The sequence below is a fragment of the Leptolyngbya sp. FACHB-711 genome (assembly GCF_014695615.1).
Lineage (GTDB): Bacteria > Cyanobacteriota > Cyanobacteriia > Elainellales > Elainellaceae > Leptolyngbya_A.
In genome coordinates this window covers 1-22,134 of record NZ_JACJOR010000455.1, presented here as the reverse complement: position 1 = coordinate 22,134, position 22,134 = coordinate 1, and the positions used below count along the sequence as shown (strand labels likewise).

Genomic DNA, 22,134 nt, shown 5'->3' with positions numbered 1-22,134 from the left:
CTTTGAAGATCAATTGCCTTAAAAAGAGAGCTTAATCAGTGGTATGAGCAAACGAGGGAAGCGTCGCCTCTTCGCTTTGCTTGGCAACCATTTCAACAATCGCCTGGGGTACAGCTTTAGCTTGAGGGGACAGAACCTGAGGAGACCAAACAATTTTTCTCCTGAGGCGAAGTGCTGCTTTGGAACTACGGAGACTGATCCAAAGGCTAGAGCTAGATTTGCTAATCGTAATCACAATCGCTTCCCGCGGCGAGAGCTGAAGAGCATACTGGTATAGCTTATTGCGATCGTCTGCATTCGCCTTGTAAATTCGGTAAAACAATTCGTTGTTGTATTGCAGCCCGTCATGCAGCTCACCATCCATCAGAAACTTAAAGCACTGCAAGCTCTCCTCGTGCAGCACAGGTGGCAAATTGTTCGGTTGATAGAATGGCACGGCAGTACCCTTGTGAATCGCTTAGCTAGTTCAAATTAATTTCAAATTAGCAATCCTCCAGCGAGGGGAACATCCGCCAAACTTATGATGTTTCACTATCACTTAGTAGATAGGCTAAGCACAATGAATAGTCTGAGTAAAAGGGGGTGTAGGCTTCCTCCTTTTAACTTATTTTTGAGCTTACTCAGAAATATCTATCGCTGCATTCTGCCCTAGCTGCGATAGGAATAGCGGCATCAGTTTTTGTTGAATAAGTCAAGTGTTCGATAGCTGAAAAAACAAAAAAGGAAGCGGGATGGCTTCCTTAAATCGAGATATGTCACTGTTGCTATCTGGGCTAGAACAAGAGAGTAGGAACAGTGTCCTTAGGTAAAAGCTTCAGGCTTATCTGCCTTAGTAAATATCTAAATCAAGAGCTTTAGAGCCGCCCTGCTCAAGCTGAATCAGGATTTTGCCGAGCTGCGACCATACTAGCGCAGCGATCAGCACCGTTAAGGGAAACGCAATCCCGTAGGACAAAGACGTAGGAAAACCAAAAACCGTCATGCCCGCCCCTAGAAACATACAAATTCCGATACAGATCCCCAGGAACGGAATGAACAGTGCCCGTCCCTGAAGATTTGCCAGATTGCGAGTCGATCGATCTTTTGCCCAAGCCTGGACAGACTGTTTAAGAACCGCTTCAAAGGCTGCACCGCAGGCGATGCCGATGAATAGCCCCGCGACCAGCAAAAGGTACGGCGGTTCGTAGGAGAAAAACATTGGCTCCATGAGTTCACTGAGGAAAGGACGAGCAAAACAAAAGGATCGCGACGTAGCAGAAACCAGAATCAGTTCGGAGTATGAACTCAAAGCGATGAGTGGTTAAGGCGCGTTGCACTAGTTGACTGAGCTTTTGACTGAGCTCTTGACTGATGGCTGGGAGGTTTAATCAAAGCTGCAACGGAGGGCAGGAGCGAAGTTGCACCCGCAGCTGACAGATCCGTTAAAGCACCGATCGCTGCATTGAAAAGCTGAGCAGGCTTAATGTCATCTTTGATCAGATTCCAGAGCCGCTGCACTTCTTCGGTATGAAGCCGATCGTTCTCTATAAGGGCGAGAATCAACTGCTGACGCAAATAGTGTCCTTCTTCCGATAACAGGTATTGTAAACCGAGTTGTGCCGTAGGCAGGATATCAAAGTGATCGTCGGAGCGGGCGATCGAAATCAGATTTTCCAGCCGCTGCCACTGAAACTTGCCGTCTTTAAGTAGCACCTCGATCAGTCTGCGCCGCAGAGCAGGGGATTCGCCTGTGAGCAGCCGTCGCGCTATGTAGGGGTATGCTACATCTACAATGCGGAAATCGGGGTTGAGGCTGAGGGCAAGTCCTTCTTGTGTTACCAGCGATCGAATGATCAGTGCAAATTGGGCAGGTAGACGGAACGGATAGTTATACATCAGGGTCGCAAACTGATCCGTAATCGTCTTGAAGTTGAAATCGCGGACATTTTGCCCCAGTGCATTGCCTAGAACTGTTTCCAAAGCTGGGACGATCGGCTGAATATCAGTGTCGGGGGTGAGGAAGCCCAGCTTGACGAAATCTTTTGCCAGTTCTACGTAGTCTTTGTTGATCAAATGCACCACGGCATCAACCAGCGTCTCCTTCATTTCCTGGCTGAGCTGATCCATCATGCCAAAGTCGATGTACGCCATCTGCCCGTCGGCTGTGGCAAACAGGTTACCTGGATGGGGGTCAGCGTGGAAAAAGCCGTACTCGAGAAGCTGCCGCAGTCCAGAAGTGACACCAATTTCAATTAGTGCGTCTTGATCGAGATTGGACTCGCGGATTTTTTGCATATCAGTGAGCTTAAAACCGTTGATCCACTCCAGCGTCAGGACGTGCTGGCTGCTGTATCGCCAGTAGATCGAGGGAACTTTTACTGTGGGATCATCCGCAAAATTGGCGGCAAACTTCTCGGCGTTGCGTCCTTCATTCAGGTAGTCAATTTCTTCAAATAACTTTGTGCCGAACTCATCCACAATCAGGGCGAGATTGTGTCCCAGGTTAAGCGGCAGCAGGGGAGCCAGCCAGCCACTTGCCCAGCGCATCAGATATAGGTCGAGCGTCAGAGTCGGCAGCAAATTGGGACGCTGCACCTTCACTGCCACTTCCTGTCCGGTTTTGAGGCGGGCACGGTAAACTTGTCCCAGACTGGCAGCAGCGATCGGCTGAGGCGTGATCTCTGCATAAATCTCATCGATGGTGCGATCGAGTTCCTGCTCCACAATGGCGAAGGCGATCGGCGTGGGAAAGGGCGGCAACTGGTCTTGCAGCTTAGTGAGTTCGTCGAGAAAATCTTTGCGAACGAGGTCAGGACGGGTGGAGAGAGCCTGACCGACTTTAATATAGGTTGGACCTAAGCGGGTCAAGATGTGCCGGAGCTGCGCTGCCCGCTTAGGCTTATAGGTCTCAGATTGCTGAGTCCAGTCGTCCCACTTTAGCCCTAGCAGGAAGCCAGTAAACTGCCAAAGAATTGAAACCGTTCGCCAGATAGCTCGCCACGGACGCAAGCGATAATAGCGTGTAATTGCTGCTGAATCGTAACGCCGCATCTGACTGAATGAAGAGTGAATCACGCCTTGCTATGCCTCTCTGTCGCAAATGGGAAGAGCTTGAGCTGCGAATGCAGCCAAATTGATTCAGATGAATCCTTGGAATCATTGAAAATCAAGCAACTGCCCTGAATGCTTACAGTGAGATTACCGCACGCAGTTCGCCTGATTCGGAATGCTCGATACTGAGGTATTGAATGTTTGGTTCTCTTATCTAATTTTAACAGTCGTATAAGAAACTACAACTAAATGGCGGAAAACTTGCACAGTGATTAACTTTTGCATCGATCGGTCACAGGTTGCGAAATAACGTTCTGTTATCATCGCATATTTCTAGGTAATTGTGCCTAGCTCTTGAGTTCGGGCTGCCTGCTGATTGGCTGTTCTGGCTTCTGCACTGTGCCTCAATATTCCCCAATAATATTTCTCAGTGTAGGTACGATCGCTGAACTTCCTAATTGATCTATCGATCGGTTCCAGCTTGGGCACACCAGCGATCGATGCTGAATGTTAGGCGACAAAGAGAACTAGCAAAGAGAATTAGCCAAGAGTAAAAAGAAAGAGCCTAACAATAGTCTAGGCTCTCCTCAAGTTGCTCATGATTAGGTTGACTGGCGTTGGGTTAACGCAGCTTAAAGGATGTTTGAAAAGCGTCCGATGTCCTGCATTTGCCCCCAGCCCCCAATTTTAGGAAACTTCTGAGCCAACTCTCCGGTTCAAAGTCTCCTAAAGTTGACCGATTTAGGGGGCAGTTTGGTAGCAACTTTTACTGCTCAAACATCTACTGCTCAAGCATCCTCTTAGCTCGCAATTATGCCGCCGTCGTTGCGTGTGATCATCACCGTAGCCGATCGAGGACGGGCATTGCCGCCATCCGGCCAGTGGCTTGTGAACTGAGTCGGGTCAGTGGGGGACTTGCTATTTTCGCCTGGATGCTGAATATTGACGAAAATCGCTCTGCCGTCGGGCGATTCAGTGATGCCCGTGATTTCGCAGTCACGCGGACCCACCAGAAAACGACGCAGCACGGTTGGGCTGGCAGACTGGCCCACATAGGTTTTGACCATCTGATCCGCATTCGCGTTGAGAGGCACTGCCTTGTTAGCCACCATTTTTTCGGTTCCGTCTCCGACTGACCCCGGCAACGCAGCCAGCATCATACAGTTGGTGGCATCGGTGTAGTAGCCATCATCCGTTTGAATCCACAGTAAACCCGGGACTGACTCGCTAAACCAGATACCGTCTGGGCTAGAGAAATCATTCTCATTGGTCAGACCGGACAGATTAATATCTGACCCGGCATCGGCTTGCGAACCAAAGAGGTAAACATCCCAGTTAAACGTGGCAGCCGCAGGATTACTGTTAGACTCACGCCAGCGAATAATGTGACCGTTGACATTGCCCTGGGCTGTTTCGTCCTCTTTGGCATCGGCATAGTAGCGAGGATTGGCAGCATCAAGCGGTGTTTTTACCCCCCGACCGCTGCTGCTCGACACACTATTGGTCAGGGTAAAGTAAACCTCCCCGTTGCCTGGGTTGACTCCACCCCACTCCGGGCGATCCATCTTGGTTGCTCCGGCTGCATCAGCGGCAAGGCGGGCATTGATCAACACATCAGCTTCATCAGCAAAGGCATAGTTTGCATCATTGGCAATGTTGGGATTGTTCAGGGTAAGGGGCAACCATTCTCCCGTCCCATCATCGTTAAACTTCGCAACATACAGTGTGCCTGCATCCAGGTACTTATCTCCTGCTGCTATACCACCTGATGCGTCTCGGGGGTCCCACTTGGCAGCAGAAACAAACTTGTAGATGTATTCGTTGCGTGCGTCATCCCCCATATAAAAAACGAGGGGTTGACCCGCAACGACTCTGGCAGACCAGGCTCCCTCGTGAGCCATACGGCCCAGAGCAGTCCGCTTTTTGGGGGTGGCGTTGGGGTTAAACGGGTCAATTTCCACCACCCAGCCGAAGGTATTTGCAACATTGCGAAAATCCTGGTCGGCACTGCTGCCCGTCTTGCTTGCATCCCAGCGACGGTAGAGATCGATGTTATCGGATGCGCCCGCCCGCGACCAGTTGTAGCGACCTGAGGTGTCATTGCTGACGCCGTAGCGTTTAAAGGATGCTAATTCTTTTGCATTCAGGACGGAATCTTCTTCTCGACGATGGAAATACCCCGCCCAGTTTTCCTCGCCGCTGAGGTACGTGCCCCAGGGTGTATAGCCATGACCGCAGTTGTTTAAGGTGCCCCGGGTCTGCTCACCGCTGGGAGAAAATGCGGTAGCCATCATGGGGTTGCGACGGGCAGGACCAGAAATCTCGAAAACACTTGCTGCTGTAATCCGGCGGTTGTATTGCGAATCACGGTTGATCTGATAAGTTGTACCCTGTCTGGCAATCTCAACCACGCTGACGCCATGAGCAGCGACTTCCTTATCAATCTCGATCGGCGGACGAGCTGCGGTACTTTCTGGACCATAATCAGTGGGTCCGTTGGGATGCACAAAGCCCAGGTCTTCGCAGACTTCATGGTTGATGCAAAGCAGAGCACGATCGCTGTTGCTCGGGTCCCAACCATTGCCGTCCTGTCTCAGGCCAAAGTAATGTAAGCCATCATGATGATCGCCTGCCCGCACATCAAAGTCGTTATCAGTTCCGTCATTTTTGTAGGGGGTCACGTTGCTTTTGAGCGGATCGCCTGTAGCAAGTAGAACTTTGGCAGTGTAACCTTCGGGAACCGTGAGGGTGTCAGCGATGTTTTTGGCAACAGGCTTGAAACTCAGGGTAAGACCTGATGCAGCTTTAGCCGCTTGCCCCTGGCGCTTGACCGAATCACCCAGAAATGCCAATCCCATACCGAGCATTGAGGCTGCTGCTAGGGACGAACTGCCCTTCAAAAAGCCCCGTCGCCCTATCCGGGCACGGTCTAAAACCTGACCAAACGAGTCATTTGCAGAAGTGTTATGAATGGCATCATCAGCAGCCAAAGCTTTTCTGATGGAAGCGCGAATATCTTGTTTTTTCGCCATAGCAGAGCCAGTTGGAAAAATCTCACATAAGGACACTTGGATATCCTATGCGCCCCAGTCAAAGGGATGATTAACAACCCTTTATCTATTCCTTAAGGGGTAATTCATTCCAACGCAAAGCTAATCGTTTCCCAGCATTTGCAGCTTATACAGGCTGGCATAGAGTCCGTTTTGCTCCAGCAGTTCCTCGTGGCTACCTGACTCGGCTAAGTGCCCCTGTTTCAGCACTAAGATGCGATCGACGCTGCGAATCGTAGACAAACGGTGGGCGATGATAATGGCAGTGCGATCGACCAGCAGTGTTTCGAGTGCCTGCTGAATTCGGGCTTCAGTGACCACGTCCAGATTTGCTGTCGCTTCATCCAGGATGAGAATGCTGGGATTGCGAATTGCGGCTCGCGCGAAAGCAAGGAGCTGTTTTTCGCCTGCGGAGAGGTTTGTGCCACGCTGTCGCAGTTCGGTATCGTAACCCTGGGGTAAACCCTCGATGAAATCCGCCACGTTTGTTTGCGCTGCTGCCTGTCGCACCTGATCGATCGAATAGGATTCCCCCAGCGTGATATTGCCTTTGACATCACCTGCAAACAGAAAGCCGTCCTGCAAGATCACCGCCATGCGACGACGCAGTTCTGCCTGGGGCAAATTGCGAATATCTTCTCCGTCTAACAGAATTCTCCCCTCGCTGACCTCATAAAGGCGACAGAGCAAGCGAATAATTGAGCTTTTCCCGGCTCCGGTGGGTCCGACTAACGCCACTTTTTCGCCCGGACGAATCGTGAAATTAAGGTCGCGCAGCACGTATTCATTCGGCTTGTAGCCAAACCAGACGTGATCAAAACAGATTTCGCTCGGCTGCGGTTTAGAACCATTGGTTGAGCCATCCAATGCCGGATAAATTGCACCGTTGGCTGCACCGTTCACCGAGCCAAAGCCGTTCTCTCGGTGGGGGACTCGCGCCGAATGAGCCGCTCCTGCGTACTGTTTTACCTGCTCTGGGTCGCGAATCTCGATCGGCTCTTCAAAAATATCGCTCACGCGTTCCAGTGCCGTCAGCCCTGCCTGAATCGCGGTGAACCGCTCGGCAAACTGGCGTAAAGGGTCGAACAATCGCTGAGCAAAAAGGATAAATGAGGTGAGAATCCCCAAATCCAGCGTTCTTTGCAGCACCAGTAGACTGCCCAGCCACAGCACCCCCGCGATCGCTGCCAGGGCAACCCATTCTAATGTTGCAGACACGGCAGAGTCATAGAAAATCGTGCGATCGACTTCGACAATGTAGCGTTGATTAATGGCGCGAAACTGCTCGGTATTAAACCGCTCTCGCCGGAAAAGCTGCACCACGTTAATACCGACAATATTCTCTTGCAGCGTGGCATTTAGGGCAGACAGTTCATCTCTAGCGCGGTAGTTTGCCTGCCGAAACTGCTGCTGAAAGTAAATCACCAGTCCCGTGACCGGAACCAAAAACACCATCAGCAACGACGCCAACTGCCACTGAAGCTGAAACGCGACCACAATCAGCACCAGAATCGAAATAAAGTCGCTGATAATCCCGATCGCCCCGGTTGAAAACACATCGCCCAGCGCGTCCACATCGCTTGTTAAGCGCGTAATCAGCCTGCCTACTGGAGTGCGATCGAAAAAGCGAGTTGCCAGCGACGTGACGTGAAAAAACAAATCGTTGCGAAGATTCGCCGTAATCCGCTGCCCTACTTTTTGAATCAAATAGCCCTGAATGCCGCTGAGGGACAACTGCACCACCAACGTCAGCACGAGCAGCCCGATCAAAATTTGTGCCCCGTCTGCCAACGATCGCCCTTGCAAAAAACCCATCACGGATTCCCGATTTGCCAACGCCACTGCCTGACCAATAATGATCGGCTGCGCCGCGTTCGCCAGTGCAAGAGGAACCATCAGCAGCAGCGCAAAGCTTAAAAGCCGCCAGTCCCGCCGTACGTAGGGAAACAAAATCTTGAATAACCCTAGATCGGTCGGTCTGGAACCGCGACGAGGATTGGCGATCGAATCAGCAGAAGTCATGCAGTCAGCAGAGAAAAACGATCTTCACTGTAGCTTAAGGCACGAATAGGCAACATGAACTAGAAGAGAGATTACTCTCCACCTCCCCATCTCCTCACTCACTCTGCCACTCCTCTACCCGTACTGCCGATACACATCCCCCGCCGCCCGATGTAGCAGCGAATGCCGATACACCAATGCATTCATGTCTTCCGCATAGCCGCCGCCGATCACACAAGCGACCGGATAGCCCAGCGATAGACAGGTGCTTAAAACCTGCATCTCGCGACAAAACACCCCTCGATCGCTCAGTGCCAGCTTCCCCAGCCGATCGCCCAGATGCACATCTACGCCCGCGTCGTAAAACACCAGATCGGGCTGCACCTGCGAGAGCAGATCGGGCAAATAGGCTGCCAGGGTTTGCAGATACTCATCGTCCTCCATGCCTTCAGGTAGGGGCACATCCAGATCACTCTGCTGCTTTGTGCCGGGGAAGTTAACACCGCAGTGCATTGAGAAAGTGAACACCCGCGGATCGTCTTGGAAGATAAAAGCCGTGCCGTCGCCCTGATGCACATCCAGATCGACAATCAGAATTTTCTGCACTAGATTTTCCCGAAGCAAGACTCGTGCGGCGATCGCCAAATCGTTAAAAATGCAAAATCCAGAGCCATAGTTGGGGAAAGCGTGATGGGTTCCGCCTGCGGTCTGGCAGGCTAATCCATGCTGCAAGGCCAGCCGCGCTGTGAGAATTGTGCCGCTGACTGCAATACAGGTGCGATTCACCAGTTCTGGACTCCAGGGCAGACCGATCCGACGCTGCGTTTTAGGGTCAAGGGTTCCCTCCCGGTAGGCCTGCACGTATTGGGGCGTGTGTACGGTTTCAATCCAGTCGATCGGCGGCAGGTTGGGCGCGTGAAATTGGGAAGGATGGGCAACGTTATCGGCTAACAGCGTCTCGTAGAGCAGCCGAAATTTTTGCATTGGGAAGCGGTGTCCGGGGGGAAGGGGGGCGACGTAGTGGGGATGGTAGACGATGGGGAGATCCATTGGGGTAAAGAAAGGGGCGGATGAGGGGCGGATGAGGGGGATAGGGGGGCTAAGTTTTGCTGGAGATCGGGGAAATGGGGGAGGAGGGATGGTTGAGAAGGTTGTTTTACATTCCAGAGCTGATAGAGCGATGATGAGCTGAACTTGCCCGAAGCGGGGGTGTCGCTGTTTATGCAGCCAGCGATTAGGATAGAAATGATTCTGGCAAGGCAAGGTCTAAAAGGCTGTTTGAGAAGTCTTAAATGCGACCCGAACCGTTTGTTTCCTTATTAAGGGGAACCTCGCTCTCTGGGGATTTTCTAAGTTCCTATGGGATGGGAAGTTTAGGGGGCGATGTCGGATTGCTGCGACTGCTCAATTGCCCTTATTAGTTAAAACGGTATTAATTAAAACGATCGCGAAACATCAGATTCACCATTTCAAACACGGGGTCGATCGGTTCCTATGGAAATCCTAATTATTGAGGATGAAGCAGAAATTGCTCAGCTGATTCAGCTCTATCTGGAAAAGGAAGGCTTTACCTGCCGGATTTGCCGGGATGGGTTGACCGCGCTTCAGGTTTTCCAGGAACAGCAGCCTGATTTGATTGTGCTGGATTTGATGCTGCCTGGGTTGGATGGGCTGGAGGTTTGCGCTCGCATTCGGCAGAAGCCTGGAAACAAAGACCCCTATATTCTGATGCTGACGGCAAAAGGGGAAGAAATCGATCGCATCATCGGACTCTCTACGGGCGCAGATGACTATCTGGTCAAGCCGTTTAGCCCCAGAGAACTGGTGGCACGAGTGCGAGCACTGCTGCGGCGTACCTTGCGGCAGGGTGGACAAACCCGCGCTTATCAAACACCTCACTTTTCTGCCGATGTGGATCAGCGGGTGGCTCACCGTCAGCTAGACGATCACAGCAGCGAAACCCTAGACCTGACAACGCTGGAGTTTGACTTGCTCACCACCTTTATGAGCCATCCCGGTCGCGTTTGGAATCGAACTCAGCTCATTGAGAAACTCTGGGGCAGTGATTTCTTTGGCGATGAGCGCGTGGTGGATACGCACGTTGCCCGTTTACGAAAGAAGATTGAGCCTGATCCGGCGAATCCCACGTTTCTGAAAACGGTAATCGGTGTGGGCTACAAGTTTGAAGATGTAACCAGCTAGCGGAATTCGGGCACATGGAGGTTTTAGGGCAGGCATGGGCCTATGCGATCGAACACGGGCAGGAATTGGTTGAGGCATTTGGGCAACATTTGCTGCTGGTGCTGGTGCCGATGGCGATCGGCTTAGGGCTGGGTTTGCCGCTGGGCTGGTGGAGTTCTCGCTCGCGTTTAGCCGCCACTGCCTTTATCAACGGTTTTAATGCCCTGCGCGTGATTCCCAGCATTGCAGTTCTGTTTCTGGCAATTCCCTATTTTGGGCTGAGTTTTCGCTCTGCAACGATCGCCCTGACGCTGCTGGCAATGCCGCCCATTTTGATTAATACAGACGTGGCGTTTCGGACGATCGATCCTCTAGTGCGGGAAGCGGCAGCAGGCATGGGCATGAGCGGTTCGCAGGTGTTGCGTCGGGTTGAAGTGCCCTTGGCGTTGCCCGGAATTGTGGCGGGAATCAAAACTGCGCTAGTTGAAGTGATTGCCAGTGCTACGCTTGCGGCATTTATTGGGGCAGGCGGACTGGGAACCTTTATTGTGCGAGGATTTTCCCTCTACGACAGTGGAATTTTGCTGGTCGGAGCCATTCCCGTTGCGCTGCTGGCTCTGCTGGCAGAAATTGGCTTTAGTGGACTTCAGCAGTGGTTACAGCCGCCCAAACCCTAGCATCATGCTCCCGTTTATTCTCTACTCTCTATCCATAGTGGGATTGCTTTTATGCGGCTTGCTGCTATAAGGAGGACCTTTAAGGTAAAGTAAGCTAAATCTGGGATCTTAATGTCTGCGGGCTGGATGACGATCGAACAATTTACTGATCTAGAAGGCTTACTGCATCAATTTGCTAAAACTCAGAGCCAGCTTCAGTCCTTCTTCGGGCTGGGTACTTTGCTGCTGTGTGTTTTACAGCCCAATCACCCCGCAAAAGATAACTCTGCAAAAGAAACGGCTTCCCCACACCCGATCGCCCTGCCTGATGGTCTGCGGCAGAGTGACTTGCTCAAGATTGTCCTGCTCTGTCCTGACTGGCAAGCGGTAATGGGATGGAGTGTGCAGGGGTTAAAGCAGCAGAACTGGTTCGATCTGGTTCATCCTGAGGATGTTTTTGCAACTCAGTCCCAGTTTCGATCGCTCCTGCATTCGCTGCCGCCTCAGCCCCACTGCCAGTTTGAAACTCGGATGCGCCATGCCGACGGAAGCGAGCGACGTTTTTCCTGGCGGTTTGTGCTGGGGAAAGATGGTTTGCTTTATGGCAGTGCAACCCAATTACAGCTCGAACCGCTACAGCCCCAGCCCTCGGCAAAATTGGTACAGCAGAGGCTCGAACGAGAGCGGCTCTTAACGACAATCAGCCAGCGAATTCGGCAGACGCTCGACTTGAGTAAAGTCCTGGAAACTACAGTGGAAGAGGTACGGGACTTTTTGCAAAGCGATCGGGTGGTGATTTTTCAGTTCGCTCCCGATTGGAACGGGCAGGTGGTTGTTGAGTCGGTGCGTCCGGGCTGCTCCTCAATTCTGTATCGCAAAATCTACGACCCCTGCTTTAAGCATTTATGGCATGAGCCGTATTTAGAAGGACGGATTCACCAGATTGAAGACATTGATCGGGCAGATTTGCACCCGTGCTATCGAGAATTGCTCGTTCAGCTTAACGTCCGGGCAAATCTAGTTGTCCCCATTCTGCAAAATAACCTACAACCTGATTTGCAAAATCATGCCCAGCTTCTTCCCCAGCAGAACCGTTTGTGGGGGCTTTTAATCGCCCACCAGTGTGATGCCTCGCGTCAGTGGCAGCAGGAGGATGTTTCCTTGCTCATCCAGCTTGCGTGTCAGGTTGCCGTCGCGATTCAGCAATCGGAGCTGTATCAGCAGGTTAGCCAGCTTAATACAACCCTGGAGTTCCAGGTGCAGCAGCGCACTGCTCAGCTTCAACAGGCATTTGAGTTTGAGGCAACGCTTAAGCGAATTACAGACAAAGTGCGCGATAGCCTTGATGAAGCGCAAATTTTGCAGACTGCTGTACGAGAACTGACCCTGGCAATGGGAATCTCAAGCTGCGATACGGGAATCTATAGCCATCAGCACCAGCTCTCGACGATCGCCTACGAATACATTCAAGGCACGGTTCCCGTCGCCCAGGGCAGAATTGTGTCGGTCGAAGGATTTCCAGAATACTATCAGCCGCTTTTACGCGGAGAATATCTCCAATTTTGCTGGCACAACGCCATTTATGTAATAGGTTCTCCGGTTCGGGCACTCGCTAATCAGTTTGTGGTACTGGCTTGCCCAATTATTGATGACCAGGGCGTTTTGGGAGATCTGTGGCTGTACAAAGAGAGCGATGGAGTTTACGAAGAACAGGAAATTCGACTGGTGCAGCAGGTCGCTAATCAGTGTGCGATCGCCATTCGTCAAGCCCGTCTCTACCAGGCTGCCCAAGCTCAGGTGATAGAGCTAGAACGCCTTAACTACCTGAAAGATGATTTTCTCAGCACTATTTCCCACGAGCTGCGAACGCCTGTTGCCAATATCAAAATGGCAGCCGAACTGCTAGAAATCCATTTGCACCAATTGCAGCTTTTGGGCGAAGGCACAGCGATCGATCGCCATTTTGAAATCTTGAAGCAAGAAACCCATCGAGAGATTAATCTAATTGACGATTTGCTCGACCTGTCGCGGCTAGATGCCAATACTGAACCCCTGCTGCTGACTACGATCGATCCGGGAAGCTGGATTCGCTATGTTGCTGAGCCCTTTATCGAGCGTGCCCAGAGACATCAGCAAACCCTGGAGCTACACATTCCCGACCACCCTGAGGGAAGTGCTTCGCATCGCCTGCCCCCGCTCACAACCGACCTGACTGATCTAGAACGCATCGTCACCGAACTGCTCGATAATGCCTGCAAATACACTCCCCCCCATGAGACGATCGCCCTCTCAGTGAGTCAACTGCTTGACGGACCGGCCCTTCAGATCAGCGTCTGCAATTCAGGCGTTGAAATTCCCCCCGACGAGCAAACGCGAATTTTTGACAAGTTCTACCGCATCCCCAACCATGATCCCTGGAAATATAGCGGCGTGGGGCTAGGACTGGCACTCGTCAAAAGACTGGTGCAGCGATTAGACGCAACAATTCAAATCAAAAGCGGCAATCGTCACACCACATTCCTGCTCACCGTCCCACTCGATCTACAAGTAACAAACGCTTGAATCCCCCCTTAAATTCCCCAGAAGTGCCTACCCCAACAACGCAGTGATCGATAATCTACCCTTCGCCCCTTGAGCAATGAAAATAATCACTGAAAACTAATAAAGACAAACCTTCTCTCAATAGCCCCCCATCCACGAATGACCCCCGAAGCTATCCTTCAGCAATACACCACCGGCACAAGGGACTTCCGGCGATTCACTTTGCGCGAAATAGATCTGCTGAATCTAGACCTGGCAAAGATCGACTTCAGTGAGGCGGATTTGCGACAAGCGCGTCTAGGAAAAACCAATCTGCACAATGCCAGTCTGCGGCGGGCAAACCTCAGCGAAGCCCTGCTTTGGGGAACAATTCTGACAGAAGCAAACCTGGATGAGGCGATTTTGCGAGAAGCAGATTTGAGCGGTGCAAAGCTAGAGCGGGCAAGCCTTCGATCGGCAATTTTGTGTAAAGCCAGCTTTGGGGGAGCAAGTCTGATTGCAGCAGATCTCAGGGATGCGAATTTATTTGAGGCTGATTTTCGCCCTCCTGCCGACCAAATTACCGATCTCAGTCAGGCAAGGTTAACCGAGGCAGACTTAAGCTATGCCCAGCTCAGCGGGACGATTCTGACCGGGGCAAACCTCGATCGCGCCAAACTCTGCCGTGCCCAGCTCCAGAGCCGATTAGCGCAAAGCACAATGCCGCAAGAACCGCAGCAGAGCGTTGCGGCAACGGATTTGAGTGGAGCCAGCCTGCGCTATGCCGACCTTAGCTATGCTGATTTAACCGGAGCAATTTTGCGCGATGCCGATCTAAAAGGAGCAGATTTAACCGGCGCAATCCTCACCCATGTGGATTGGACAGGCGCAATCCTACCGGATGGAACAAGACAATCCATTTCAGACTCACCCGATTAGGTAGCCCAGGGGAATGAAGCACTCTTTACCCAAGCGGTTTATGCTAAAAAACAAATCGCAAACCGCTCAACAAGTCTTTCTTAATTTGCGCTAATTGAGGTTCAGGGATCAAAATTTGAACCTGTTTTCTTCTCAAGATGAATTAGACAAATCACCGTAACGCATTGATTCTGGAAAGCTCACAAGTGATACGTTACGATTTGCTAAAAAAATCTACAGAAGGCTAAAGATTTAGTCCCAAATCTAAATCCAGAATCGTTGGCGAATCCAAAAGATCTTTTCACTGAAAAGCAGGAGTCAAATGATTTGCCGGGTTTAACCAGCCCTGATCAAGAAGATGAATGTAGAAGAGACAAAGAAAAATCATTTGATTAATAATTAATCAAGTTTTGAATAAATCCTTCCCAGGAAGTGAGGAACGATTTGACCCGGTGTAACTACCGGGTTTTTGCTATTTGCTTAGATTCACCTTTCTGTCGATCGAGAAAGGGTAGCCAATTCAATATCCGGCGTATGAGGAACTGCCTCGTTATGCTGACAGCGGTTGCCCCTCTGGGCTCTGCTCAACCCTTCTCAAGACGACGATCGCCCAGAAGTCCATTAGTATTTCTTTTTAAATTAATAAAAGAAATCGTTGCAGCCTGGGATTGAGGTTCTTTCCTCTGTTATGTTGACTTCATATACGCTTTCCAGTCTCCACTGAGAAAGTCAATGTAGTTTTTCTATGGCTTTCGCCATTATGAGTGATCAAAATCGCACTCATCCGCTCCAGTCCAATTCTCTGGAAACTGCTTTATTTAAGGGCATCGCGCTTTTTACGCCAGGCGGTGATCTGGTGTATTGCATTGATACCAAAAAGCAGAGTTACTGGCATTTGCAGCTTTGTGCCGTGCTGCAAGAAATGCTAGGTCTACCGGAACCGCCTCATTTTCTCGTACCTGCCTATACCGCCACGATCGATCGCTGGTTTGATTCTCAAAGCCAAACCGTTCGCACCTTTGCAGAAGCGTCTCCGTTTGTGTTGCGGCATCGATCGCTCTTAAACGCCCTGTTTGGCGTAAACGATGTGGTTTGGGACGCTGCCCCCTGCCCTGAAGAACTGTGTGACCCGATCGTGCTGCAAACCTACCGCAAACCGTTTCCACAGCTTTGGGAAGATCACGACCTGCTGGTGCGATTTGAGAAAGCCAAGCTGCTCACGCCCCCTCAAACTGACGGACCGACCCTGTCCTGGTCACCTGCTGAGCCGATCGCCCCAACTCAAGGTTATGTCTTTCGTTTGTTTGTCTCAGGCGCCACGCTGGGAACCGAACGCATTCTCAAGGAACTGCATCAACTTTTAGACCAAATGCTTCAGCGATCGTACACGCTCAAAATTGTCGATATTCACCGTCATCCTGAACTGGCAGAAGCAGACCAAATTGCAGCAACGCCGACATTAGTGAGAGTCTGGCCCCGCCCAGTACGGCGGATTGTGGGAGATTTGGCGAGCGCAGATAAACTGCTGCAAACGCTGATCGTCACAAACTGGTCAGAATAAGTTGTGCCTAACTTGCCTAAACAGGTAACTTGCCTAAACAAGCATCAAACAGGCAGGAGCGATCGCTGGCATTCGGGACAGATGGCATGAATCGTAAGCTGACAGTCAAGCAGGTGATAGCCTTCTTTCTGAGCCGTCTTTGCCCCTGTTTTTAGAATCGAATCATTTTTAAATTCGATCGTCTTATTGCAGCGAACGCAGATGAGATGGTGGTGATGATAGGGCGAGGGCTGATTGATCTCATAGTGTTTGTGCCCTTCTGCCAGCTCAAGTTCCCGCAAAATGCCCATCCGCGACATCAGCTTCAGATTGCGGTAAATCGTAGACAGACTAATCGCTTCACCGTCGTCAAGCAGTAGGTTATGCAAATCCTCCGCGCTCAGATGTTGTCCCTTTGGGAGATTTTGAAAAATTTGCAGGATTGTTTCTCGCTGCGGGGTGAGTCGCCAGCCTCGCTCGTTTAATTCGGACTTTAGAGAGGACACGGTATACATAGCCCACTTTCCTTTCTCAACAGTGCAGCCTTAATGGGAAGGATAGCAATTGCACCTTTCAATTTGCAAGAGAAAAGGATTATTGCGAATGATCCCTAGTGAGATGAGCGGCGAATGTCCCTGGTAAAGCAGCTTCAAAATCAGGGCTAAAGGCAGTTCGGAGATCCATTTGTTCTGCAATTCTAGCAACTGGCTCTAGAGGATGTGGGGCTTCTAATAAGACTCGCTTGCAAGAAGCAGAAAAAGTTGATTTGCTGCTGGAGGAAATAAATGGGTCATAAAACGCTAGAAGTAAAGCGCAGCATACATTAACAGCGGAAAGCGATCGAATTAAAAGTTGCAGTTTGTTACGATGAAAAAGTCAGAAATCTGGGAAAAACTGGTGTTTACTGGACTTGTTCGATCGATTGGCAAACTCCGCCCCCTTGGAACCGACCTGATGCAAATCACCTGCAATTTTCCTCACGGGGGGAGTGCTTCGCAACAGGCAGGCGCAGAAGCAATTTTGCACGATTTAGAACTGGGCGATAGTGTTGCTGTTGATGGTGTTTGTCTCACCGTGATGCACCTCTTGCCCCAGGGCTTTACTGCTGCTGTTTCCCCAGAAACCCTCGATCGCACCACGCTGGGCAAAACTTCTGGTGAGATGATCGTTAATCTGGAGCCATCACTGCGGGTTGGCAGTAAGCTCGGCGGGCATTTCGTCACCGGACATATCGATGGCACAGGCTATTTAGACACGGCAGTCCGCACCGAAAACGCCTGGGAAATGAGCTTTCGCGCTGATGAACGAGTCAGCCGCTACATTGTCTCTAAAGGCAGCATCGCGGTCAATGGCGTTAGCCTCACTATTGCAGACTGCAATGCGATCGGCTCCTGGTTTAAGGTTGCGGTCATTCCGGTCACGTATGCCGAAACCAATCTGCGGTTACTGCAACCTGGCGACCCGGTCAATCTAGAAGGGGACGTACTGGGAAAGTATGTGGAAAAGTTTTTGCGGACAGACCAAAATCATCCTGCCGCAAGGTCTTCCGCCGCACCTACCGCCGCAATGTCTCCCCCTGACAGCCTCAGCCCCAGTTTTTTAGCGGAGCATGGCTATTTGTAGCTTGAGCGGCTTTGCGACTTGCAGGAAGCACAGTTTTCCAGTAGTTCCCCCGCATGAACAGCTTTGTACTTACAAGCGATGAAATGAGCCAGCGTGCTTGATGAACCGCCCCAATTCTGGAAAACCCGAAAACTGTTCAAAGTTCTCCAGAATTAAGGAATTTAGAGGGCGGCAAAGCCTGAAACGAAGCTCAGTTCAACAGGTGGATACAGGGTAGCCAGAATTGGAGGGTTAGGTGAGAGTTGAAAGAGGGTTAGCTGCCGTTGCTTAACAATTCCACGATCGCCCGATGCTCAACGGGAGGGGCAGCAGGCAACGTTTGACGAGTATCAGTAATTAGCCAGTCCAGCGCAGCCGCCTGAAGGTCGATCGACGCACCATCCTTATCCACGCAATAGCGACCGAAGACGAGCTTATTCACCAGTCGCACGTTTTCACCCAGACGCGAGTATTCAAAGATCACGCTGTTATCGACCGTTGCATTGCGGCAGATATGACAGCTTGGACCGATCATCGAAGGACCAATAATAGTTGCTCCGTCTTCGATGCGCGTCATGCCGCCAATATAAACCGGACCCTGAATATTGACCTTGTCCCAGTTGACTGCCACATTGAGTCCTGTGTAGATGCCGGGTGCGACCTCATGACCCGGAATGTCCACATTCTTCACCTTACCGGACAGCACATCGCGAATTGCCTGCCAGTAGTCGGGCACTTTGCCGATATCGACCCATTCAAAATCCATCGAGATGCCATAAAAAGGCGCGCCAACCTCGACCAGCTTGGGAAAGAGCTGACCGCCAATATCGTACTCCACGCCCGAAGGAATATAGTTGAAAATTTCTGGCTCAAAGATGTAAATGCCTGTGTTGATGTCGGTGCTCAGTGCCTCTTCAACCGATGGTTTTTCCTGGAATGCTTTGATTCGTCCGGTTTCATCAGTGACCACGACTCCGTAACTGGAGACATCTTCATGTGGAACTGACTTCATAATCACCGTGGCGATCGAGCCTTTTTCCCGATGCCACTTGACTGCCGCCGTCAGATCGAGATCGATCAGGGCATCTCCGCACAGCACAATAAAGGTGTCATCAAAAAACGGAGAAAAGTCCTGAATGCGGCGCATTCCCCCGGCAGAGCCAAGGGCTTTTCCCTTCAGCTCACCGTCAACAATACTGCCCTCAAACGAATAGGCAATCTGAACACCAAACCGCTGTCCATCGCGAAAATAGCTTTCAATCTCGTTTGCCAAATGACTGACATTTACCATGATTTCGTCAAAGCCATGCTGTCTCAGAAGTTCCAGCAGGAATTCCATCACGGGCTTTTGCAGAATCGGAATCATCGGTTTGGGAATGGTGTAAGTGATGGGGCGAACCCTTGTACCCTTTCCCGCCGCCAAAATCATGGCTTTCATATAACGTCTATCCCTCTATACCTGGGCTATAAACTGCTGGACAGAAGTGAGCAAGCATCTCTCCAGTCTTTCACAACTTATTCCCGATCAGCGGCGATCGGTTTAAGATTTGCAGAAAATCTATAGACTGATGAAATTAACGTTGACAGAATCTCGCAAGTCCCTTGAGGAAGACAGTTTTGCAAAACAATAAAGGCTCCTGAGTCGCTCAGGGGATATGTTTGCTAAAGACTGTTCAAGCCTATCGGATTGCCTTTCCCATCATCCTACTTTTTCAGGTCAGGCGAAAGGGTGGCGGAGGACGGGTCATGCAGCAGAAGGTGGATTTCACAAGGCTATGCCAGTGGTTGACCAGTCCGGCAGAATAGGATTCCAGCAGAACATCAGTCCGGCAAAACAAAGGCAGGCAGCGTTCCTTCGCTCAGCAGGGCAGGGGTAAGGCTGCGAACGTTTAGATCCTCGTAAAAGACCTGCTGCGATAGCTCCACCTTGGACTGGGCAGACAGCAGCAGCAGTGCCCAAAATACGCCAACGCGATCGCTTGTTTCAGAGTGAGCCATATGGGAAGCATTTGGAGCTGATTCTTCTGCCGATCGATCGGGCTGAACCTCGCGCCACCAGTAGAGCAACTGCTCAAAATTAAGCCATTCATCACCCTGACTGAGTTCCTGCCAGCGTTCGGTCAAAAACTGCTCCAGAATTGCCGCCACCTCAGAAAGGTTTTCCTGGTGGGCAAGCTGGGCGATCGTGCGAATTGCCTGCTTTTGGGAATGGGGCCGGGCACGGCGGGCAACCACACGACGAGTTTTTGGCTCTGCTATCGCTGCCGCGATCAAATTAAGCTGGGTGATCAGTTCAGGCAGCGTCACTCGCCGAGAAGGAATGGGTGGGGCAGTGGCTCGGCGGCGAATGCGTCGTTCCAAGTGCGGCGGCAAGCCCGGATTCACACACGGTTCAAAATCATCTGCCAGCTCTTCTTCGGGCGGTGGCTCGGCACTGGCTTCGCGGGCAAGACTGTCTGCCTTGAGCAGCAGCAGCATCGAAGCATAGAGAAACGCCTGTCCCGACTGAGACAAATCCGCTTCGTAGGGGGCGCGTCCGTTAGCTGCGATCGTTCCTGGGGAAGCCGTGCCTCCGTCAGGCTTGAGTTTGCTGAGAAAGCGATCGATCACCTCGATCACCTGCACATCCCAAGGATTGATCTCTCCCCGTTCCGCCAGCTCAATCAGGAAGGAAATTGCGTTCTGCGCCAGGGAAAGGGACATGACAAGTTAGGGAAAAAGAAAGTTTATCTAAGGCTAGCGCGAACAAAATAAATTGCAGCAACCACGATACAAATTAACAGGAGCAGCGGAACCCACAGACTCCACTTGTTAAGCGGGTCGATTAAAGCAGAAGCTTCTGTCATGTCTGTTGTTCTGGCAGGGAGCAGCAGTTCCATCGGGAGGATGACCAGAGCCACTTTAATTAGATCCTTAACGAATTAGCTCCTTAACGTGAAAATGAGCGGCTATAGCCTTTTTCTTGCCATTGCCTGCAACCGCTCCAAAGGAAACTCAGCGGTAAAATGATCCAAGGGCTTAAGCTGCCCTGCAACTGTGTAAACGTAGAGGATGCCGCCAACCATACGGCTTGATGAAATTAAATCAAGGGCTTTTGCCAGGTGAAGGCACTGAGTAACCTCATGAGGTGTGATCATTACTGCGGTTTAGTTTCCGGTGAATTAAAACAAAAAAGTAGAGTGTGGCTGCGAAATCTGGTAGCGATAACAGCCATTTCCTGCTGTAGCATGATCTGCCACACCAGGGTGAAACTTGAAGGAAGTATGCCGTAAGACAGATGCACCTATTAACAGAAGACAACTCATCCAAAGAAGTACCACAGTGGTTATGCGTTGCCCTGTGCAAGCAAGTTAACCGCTAGTTTAGTTGACAATTCTGTTGAATGTAAACGTTTTCATTCCGTTAAGTTTTAAAGTTGTAAATGAACTCTCTCTTAAGAAATAGAGACGAGAAAGAGAGGCAAGGACTACAGATTTGACTTATGCCTTTATTCCGGTTGCGGCAATCCCGCGAATAAACTGTCTCTGACAGACGAGAAACAGCAGTCCTACGGGCAGAGTGACCAGCACCACGGCTGCCATCAGCAGCGACCAGCGATCGGTAAACTGTTCTTGAAATGCGGCAAGGGCAAGCTGGACGGTTTGCAGTTCGGGACGGGTGGTAAAAACAAGCGGCTTAAACAGGTCATTCCACTCACCGATAAACGAAAACAGAAAGAGGGTGACGATCGCCGGACGTGCCAGAGGCAAGATAACGTGCCAGAGGATTTGCAGCCGCGTTGCCCCATCCAGTGCCGCTGCTTCTTCTAGCTCGATCGGAATTGTCTCAAAATATTGTTTCAGCAGCACAATGCCAAAGCCATTTACCGCAGTAGGCAAAATGAGCGCGCCGTAGGTGTTGATCAAATGCCCCCATTTCAAAATTAGAAAGACCGGAATCACCAGAATTTGAAACGGGATCACCAGCGTTGCCAGGATCAGCACCAGCATGAGCGATCGTCCTCGAAACTGAAACCGCGCCAGTCCATAGCCTGCTAGAGCCGAAGTGATACTCTGGGCAAGCGTGACACTCAACGCGACCAGCGTCGAATTGGCAAACGCTCGCAAAAAGTCGCCCTGCTGCCAAACGGCGCGATAGTTTTCCCATGTCCAGCCAATCTTCCCAGTGGGTAAAGTAGGCAGGCTTTCAGGAGGCGCAAAGGTAGCTAGCAGCACGATCGCCAGCGGCAGCAGCACCAGCGCAGCTCCAATTAGAAGCAGGAAACGATTCAGCCAGGGCAAGAGGCGAGCGGTGATTCGGGTAGCCAAAGGCAAAAACGGAAGGGCAGATTGATCTGAAACAATCGATGGCATCGGCAAAGCTTTGGGTATTCAATGCATCCATAAGCTATGCTACAAACTTAGCTGCCTTTCAGAAGAATCTTCCTATTGGCTCAACGGTCTGCTTGTAAATTGCAGCGGCAAACCAGTAGGGTGGAGGTTAGGATTGGATATCTGTTTCACCGAGGAGACGACGAACCCATGCAGCAGCTTGACTACTCCCCTGAGCTTGACTTTGAGAGTGAGTCTTATAAAGACGCGTATAGCCGCATCAATGCGATCGTCATTGAGGGTGAGCAAGAGGCATTTGACAATTA

Annotated in this window: 20 protein-coding genes; 8 read left to right on the top strand and 12 right to left on the bottom strand. The window is 51.0% G+C overall.

Going from position 1 to position 22,134, the window contains the following annotated elements; translation table 11 throughout:
• Positions 1-31 precede the first annotated feature (31 nt).
• The 6 genes from H6F80_RS20640 to H6F80_RS20615 form a co-directional block, all read right to left on the bottom strand.
• Positions 32-436, bottom strand: a complete 405-nt coding sequence (locus H6F80_RS20640; protein ID WP_190793401.1) for a hypothetical protein — start codon at positions 434-436, stop codon at positions 32-34.
• 393 nt (positions 437-829) lie between these two features.
• Positions 830-1,198 (bottom strand): hypothetical protein, encoded by a 369-nt coding sequence (locus tag H6F80_RS20635; RefSeq protein ID WP_190793421.1) that lies wholly within the window; start codon positions 1,196-1,198, stop codon positions 830-832.
• 86 nt (positions 1,199-1,284) lie between these two features.
• A complete protein-coding gene (locus H6F80_RS20630; protein WP_518523623.1) occupies positions 1,285-3,054 on the bottom strand; it encodes an ABC1 kinase family protein in 1,770 nt (589 codons plus the stop codon).
• A 776-nt stretch (positions 3,055-3,830) separates the two neighbouring features.
• Positions 3,831-6,062: a PhoX family protein gene (locus H6F80_RS20625; protein WP_190793399.1), complete on the bottom strand. Its 2,232-nt coding sequence runs from the start codon at positions 6,060-6,062 to the stop codon at positions 3,831-3,833.
• Positions 6,063-6,182: 120 nt separating this feature from the next.
• Positions 6,183-8,102 (bottom strand): ABC transporter ATP-binding protein, encoded by a 1,920-nt coding sequence (locus H6F80_RS20620; RefSeq protein ID WP_190793398.1) that lies wholly within the window; start codon positions 8,100-8,102, stop codon positions 6,183-6,185.
• A 114-nt stretch (positions 8,103-8,216) separates the two neighbouring features.
• Positions 8,217-9,131 (bottom strand): histone deacetylase family protein, encoded by a 915-nt coding sequence (locus H6F80_RS20615; RefSeq protein WP_190793397.1) that lies wholly within the window; start codon positions 9,129-9,131, stop codon positions 8,217-8,219.
• Between the two features lie 444 nt (positions 9,132-9,575).
• Here H6F80_RS20615 and H6F80_RS20610 point away from each other — a divergent pair, with 444 nt between their 5' ends.
• The 5 genes from H6F80_RS20610 to H6F80_RS20590 all read left to right on the top strand — a co-directional run bounded on the left by H6F80_RS20610 (position 9,576) and on the right by H6F80_RS20590 (position 15,917).
• Complete coding sequence (locus tag H6F80_RS20610) at positions 9,576-10,283, top strand: response regulator transcription factor (RefSeq protein ID WP_190793396.1); 708 nt, start codon at positions 9,576-9,578, stop codon at positions 10,281-10,283.
• Between the two features lie 14 nt (positions 10,284-10,297).
• Positions 10,298-10,939 carry an ABC transporter permease gene (locus H6F80_RS20605; RefSeq protein WP_190793395.1) on the top strand — a complete coding sequence of 214 codons (642 nt, stop codon included), beginning with the start codon at positions 10,298-10,300 and terminating at the stop codon, positions 10,937-10,939.
• Positions 10,940-11,050: 111 nt separating this feature from the next.
• On the top strand, positions 11,051-13,480 hold the full coding sequence (locus H6F80_RS20600; RefSeq protein ID WP_190793394.1) for a GAF domain-containing protein: 2,430 nt from the start codon (positions 11,051-11,053) through the stop codon (positions 13,478-13,480).
• Positions 13,481-13,618: 138 nt separating this feature from the next.
• A complete protein-coding gene (gene hetL / locus H6F80_RS20595; RefSeq protein ID WP_190793393.1) occupies positions 13,619-14,377 on the top strand; it encodes a heterocyst differentiation pentapeptide repeat protein HetL in 759 nt (252 codons plus the stop codon).
• A gap of 724 nt (positions 14,378-15,101) precedes the next feature.
• Complete coding sequence (locus tag H6F80_RS20590) at positions 15,102-15,917, top strand: circadian clock KaiB family protein (protein ID WP_242067488.1); 816 nt, start codon at positions 15,102-15,104, stop codon at positions 15,915-15,917.
• Positions 15,918-15,961: 44 nt separating this feature from the next.
• Here H6F80_RS20590 and H6F80_RS20585 read toward each other — a convergent pair whose 3' ends face one another.
• Positions 15,962-16,411 carry a Fur family transcriptional regulator gene (locus H6F80_RS20585; RefSeq protein WP_190793392.1) on the bottom strand — a complete coding sequence of 150 codons (450 nt, stop codon included), beginning with the start codon at positions 16,409-16,411 and terminating at the stop codon, positions 15,962-15,964.
• Between the two features lie 352 nt (positions 16,412-16,763).
• Between H6F80_RS20585 and H6F80_RS20580 the strand changes: the two genes are divergently transcribed.
• Complete coding sequence (locus H6F80_RS20580) at positions 16,764-17,519, top strand: riboflavin synthase (RefSeq protein WP_199296715.1); 756 nt, start codon at positions 16,764-16,766, stop codon at positions 17,517-17,519.
• 253 nt (positions 17,520-17,772) lie between these two features.
• Here H6F80_RS20580 and H6F80_RS20575 read toward each other — a convergent pair whose 3' ends face one another.
• Complete coding sequence (locus tag H6F80_RS20575) at positions 17,773-18,936, bottom strand: nucleotidyltransferase family protein (protein WP_190793391.1); 1,164 nt, start codon at positions 18,934-18,936, stop codon at positions 17,773-17,775.
• A 221-nt stretch (positions 18,937-19,157) separates the two neighbouring features.
• On the opposite strand from H6F80_RS20575, the gene H6F80_RS20570 reads away from it, so the two are divergent.
• On the top strand, positions 19,158-19,304 hold the full coding sequence (locus tag H6F80_RS20570; RefSeq protein WP_190793390.1) for a hypothetical protein: 147 nt from the start codon (positions 19,158-19,160) through the stop codon (positions 19,302-19,304).
• A 15-nt stretch (positions 19,305-19,319) separates the two neighbouring features.
• Here the strand turns inward: H6F80_RS20570 and H6F80_RS20565 are convergent, their stop codons facing one another.
• The 4 genes from H6F80_RS20565 to H6F80_RS20550 form a co-directional block, all read right to left on the bottom strand.
• The gene (locus H6F80_RS20565) at positions 19,320-20,201 is read right to left on the bottom strand and encodes a segregation/condensation protein A (RefSeq protein WP_190793389.1); all 882 of its coding nucleotides are present in this window, start codon (positions 20,199-20,201) and stop codon (positions 19,320-19,322) included.
• A 23-nt stretch (positions 20,202-20,224) separates the two neighbouring features.
• Complete coding sequence (locus H6F80_RS20560; protein WP_190793388.1) at positions 20,225-20,377, bottom strand: hypothetical protein; 153 nt, start codon at positions 20,375-20,377, stop codon at positions 20,225-20,227.
• Positions 20,378-20,446: 69 nt separating this feature from the next.
• Positions 20,447-20,635 (bottom strand): hypothetical protein, encoded by a 189-nt coding sequence (locus H6F80_RS20555; protein ID WP_190793387.1) that lies wholly within the window; start codon positions 20,633-20,635, stop codon positions 20,447-20,449.
• 342 nt (positions 20,636-20,977) lie between these two features.
• The gene (locus tag H6F80_RS20550; protein ID WP_190793386.1) at positions 20,978-21,850 is read right to left on the bottom strand and encodes a carbohydrate ABC transporter permease; all 873 of its coding nucleotides are present in this window, start codon (positions 21,848-21,850) and stop codon (positions 20,978-20,980) included.
• Positions 21,851-22,018: 168 nt separating this feature from the next.
• Between H6F80_RS20550 and H6F80_RS20545 the strand changes: the two genes are divergently transcribed.
• The coding region (locus tag H6F80_RS20545; RefSeq protein WP_190793418.1) for a long-chain fatty aldehyde decarbonylase at positions 22,019-22,134 on the top strand (116 nt) is incomplete at its 3' end.

What these genes read in the sequence shown, in the direction of transcription:
- H6F80_RS20635 (WP_190793421.1), bottom strand. Translation starts at nt 1,198, where the DNA reads ATGTTTTTCTCCTACGAACCGCCGTACCTTTTGCTGGTCGCGGGGCTA.
- H6F80_RS20580 (WP_199296715.1), top strand. Translation starts at nt 16,764, where the DNA reads ATGAAAAAGTCAGAAATCTGGGAAAAACTGGTGTTTACTGGACTTGTT.
- H6F80_RS20560 (WP_190793388.1), bottom strand. Translation starts at nt 20,377, where the DNA reads ATGGAACTGCTGCTCCCTGCCAGAACAACAGACATGACAGAAGCTTCT.
- H6F80_RS20565 (WP_190793389.1), bottom strand. Translation starts at nt 20,201, where the DNA reads ATGTCCCTTTCCCTGGCGCAGAACGCAATTTCCTTCCTGATTGAGCTG.
- H6F80_RS20600 (WP_190793394.1), top strand. Translation starts at nt 11,051, where the DNA reads ATGTCTGCGGGCTGGATGACGATCGAACAATTTACTGATCTAGAAGGC.
- H6F80_RS20610 (WP_190793396.1), top strand. Translation starts at nt 9,576, where the DNA reads ATGGAAATCCTAATTATTGAGGATGAAGCAGAAATTGCTCAGCTGATT.
- H6F80_RS20620 (WP_190793398.1), bottom strand. Translation starts at nt 8,102, where the DNA reads ATGACTTCTGCTGATTCGATCGCCAATCCTCGTCGCGGTTCCAGACCG.
- H6F80_RS20575 (WP_190793391.1), bottom strand. Translation starts at nt 18,936, where the DNA reads ATGAAAGCCATGATTTTGGCGGCGGGAAAGGGTACAAGGGTTCGCCCC.
- H6F80_RS20605 (WP_190793395.1), top strand. Translation starts at nt 10,298, where the DNA reads ATGGAGGTTTTAGGGCAGGCATGGGCCTATGCGATCGAACACGGGCAG.
- H6F80_RS20550 (WP_190793386.1), bottom strand. Translation starts at nt 21,850, where the DNA reads ATGCCATCGATTGTTTCAGATCAATCTGCCCTTCCGTTTTTGCCTTTG.
- H6F80_RS20625 (WP_190793399.1), bottom strand. Translation starts at nt 6,062, where the DNA reads ATGGCGAAAAAACAAGATATTCGCGCTTCCATCAGAAAAGCTTTGGCT.
- H6F80_RS20585 (WP_190793392.1), bottom strand. Translation starts at nt 16,411, where the DNA reads ATGTATACCGTGTCCTCTCTAAAGTCCGAATTAAACGAGCGAGGCTGG.
- H6F80_RS20590 (WP_242067488.1), top strand. Translation starts at nt 15,102, where the DNA reads ATGGCTTTCGCCATTATGAGTGATCAAAATCGCACTCATCCGCTCCAG.
- hetL (WP_190793393.1), top strand. Translation starts at nt 13,619, where the DNA reads ATGACCCCCGAAGCTATCCTTCAGCAATACACCACCGGCACAAGGGAC.
- H6F80_RS20555 (WP_190793387.1), bottom strand. Translation starts at nt 20,635, where the DNA reads ATGATCACACCTCATGAGGTTACTCAGTGCCTTCACCTGGCAAAAGCC.
- H6F80_RS20615 (WP_190793397.1), bottom strand. Translation starts at nt 9,131, where the DNA reads ATGGATCTCCCCATCGTCTACCATCCCCACTACGTCGCCCCCCTTCCC.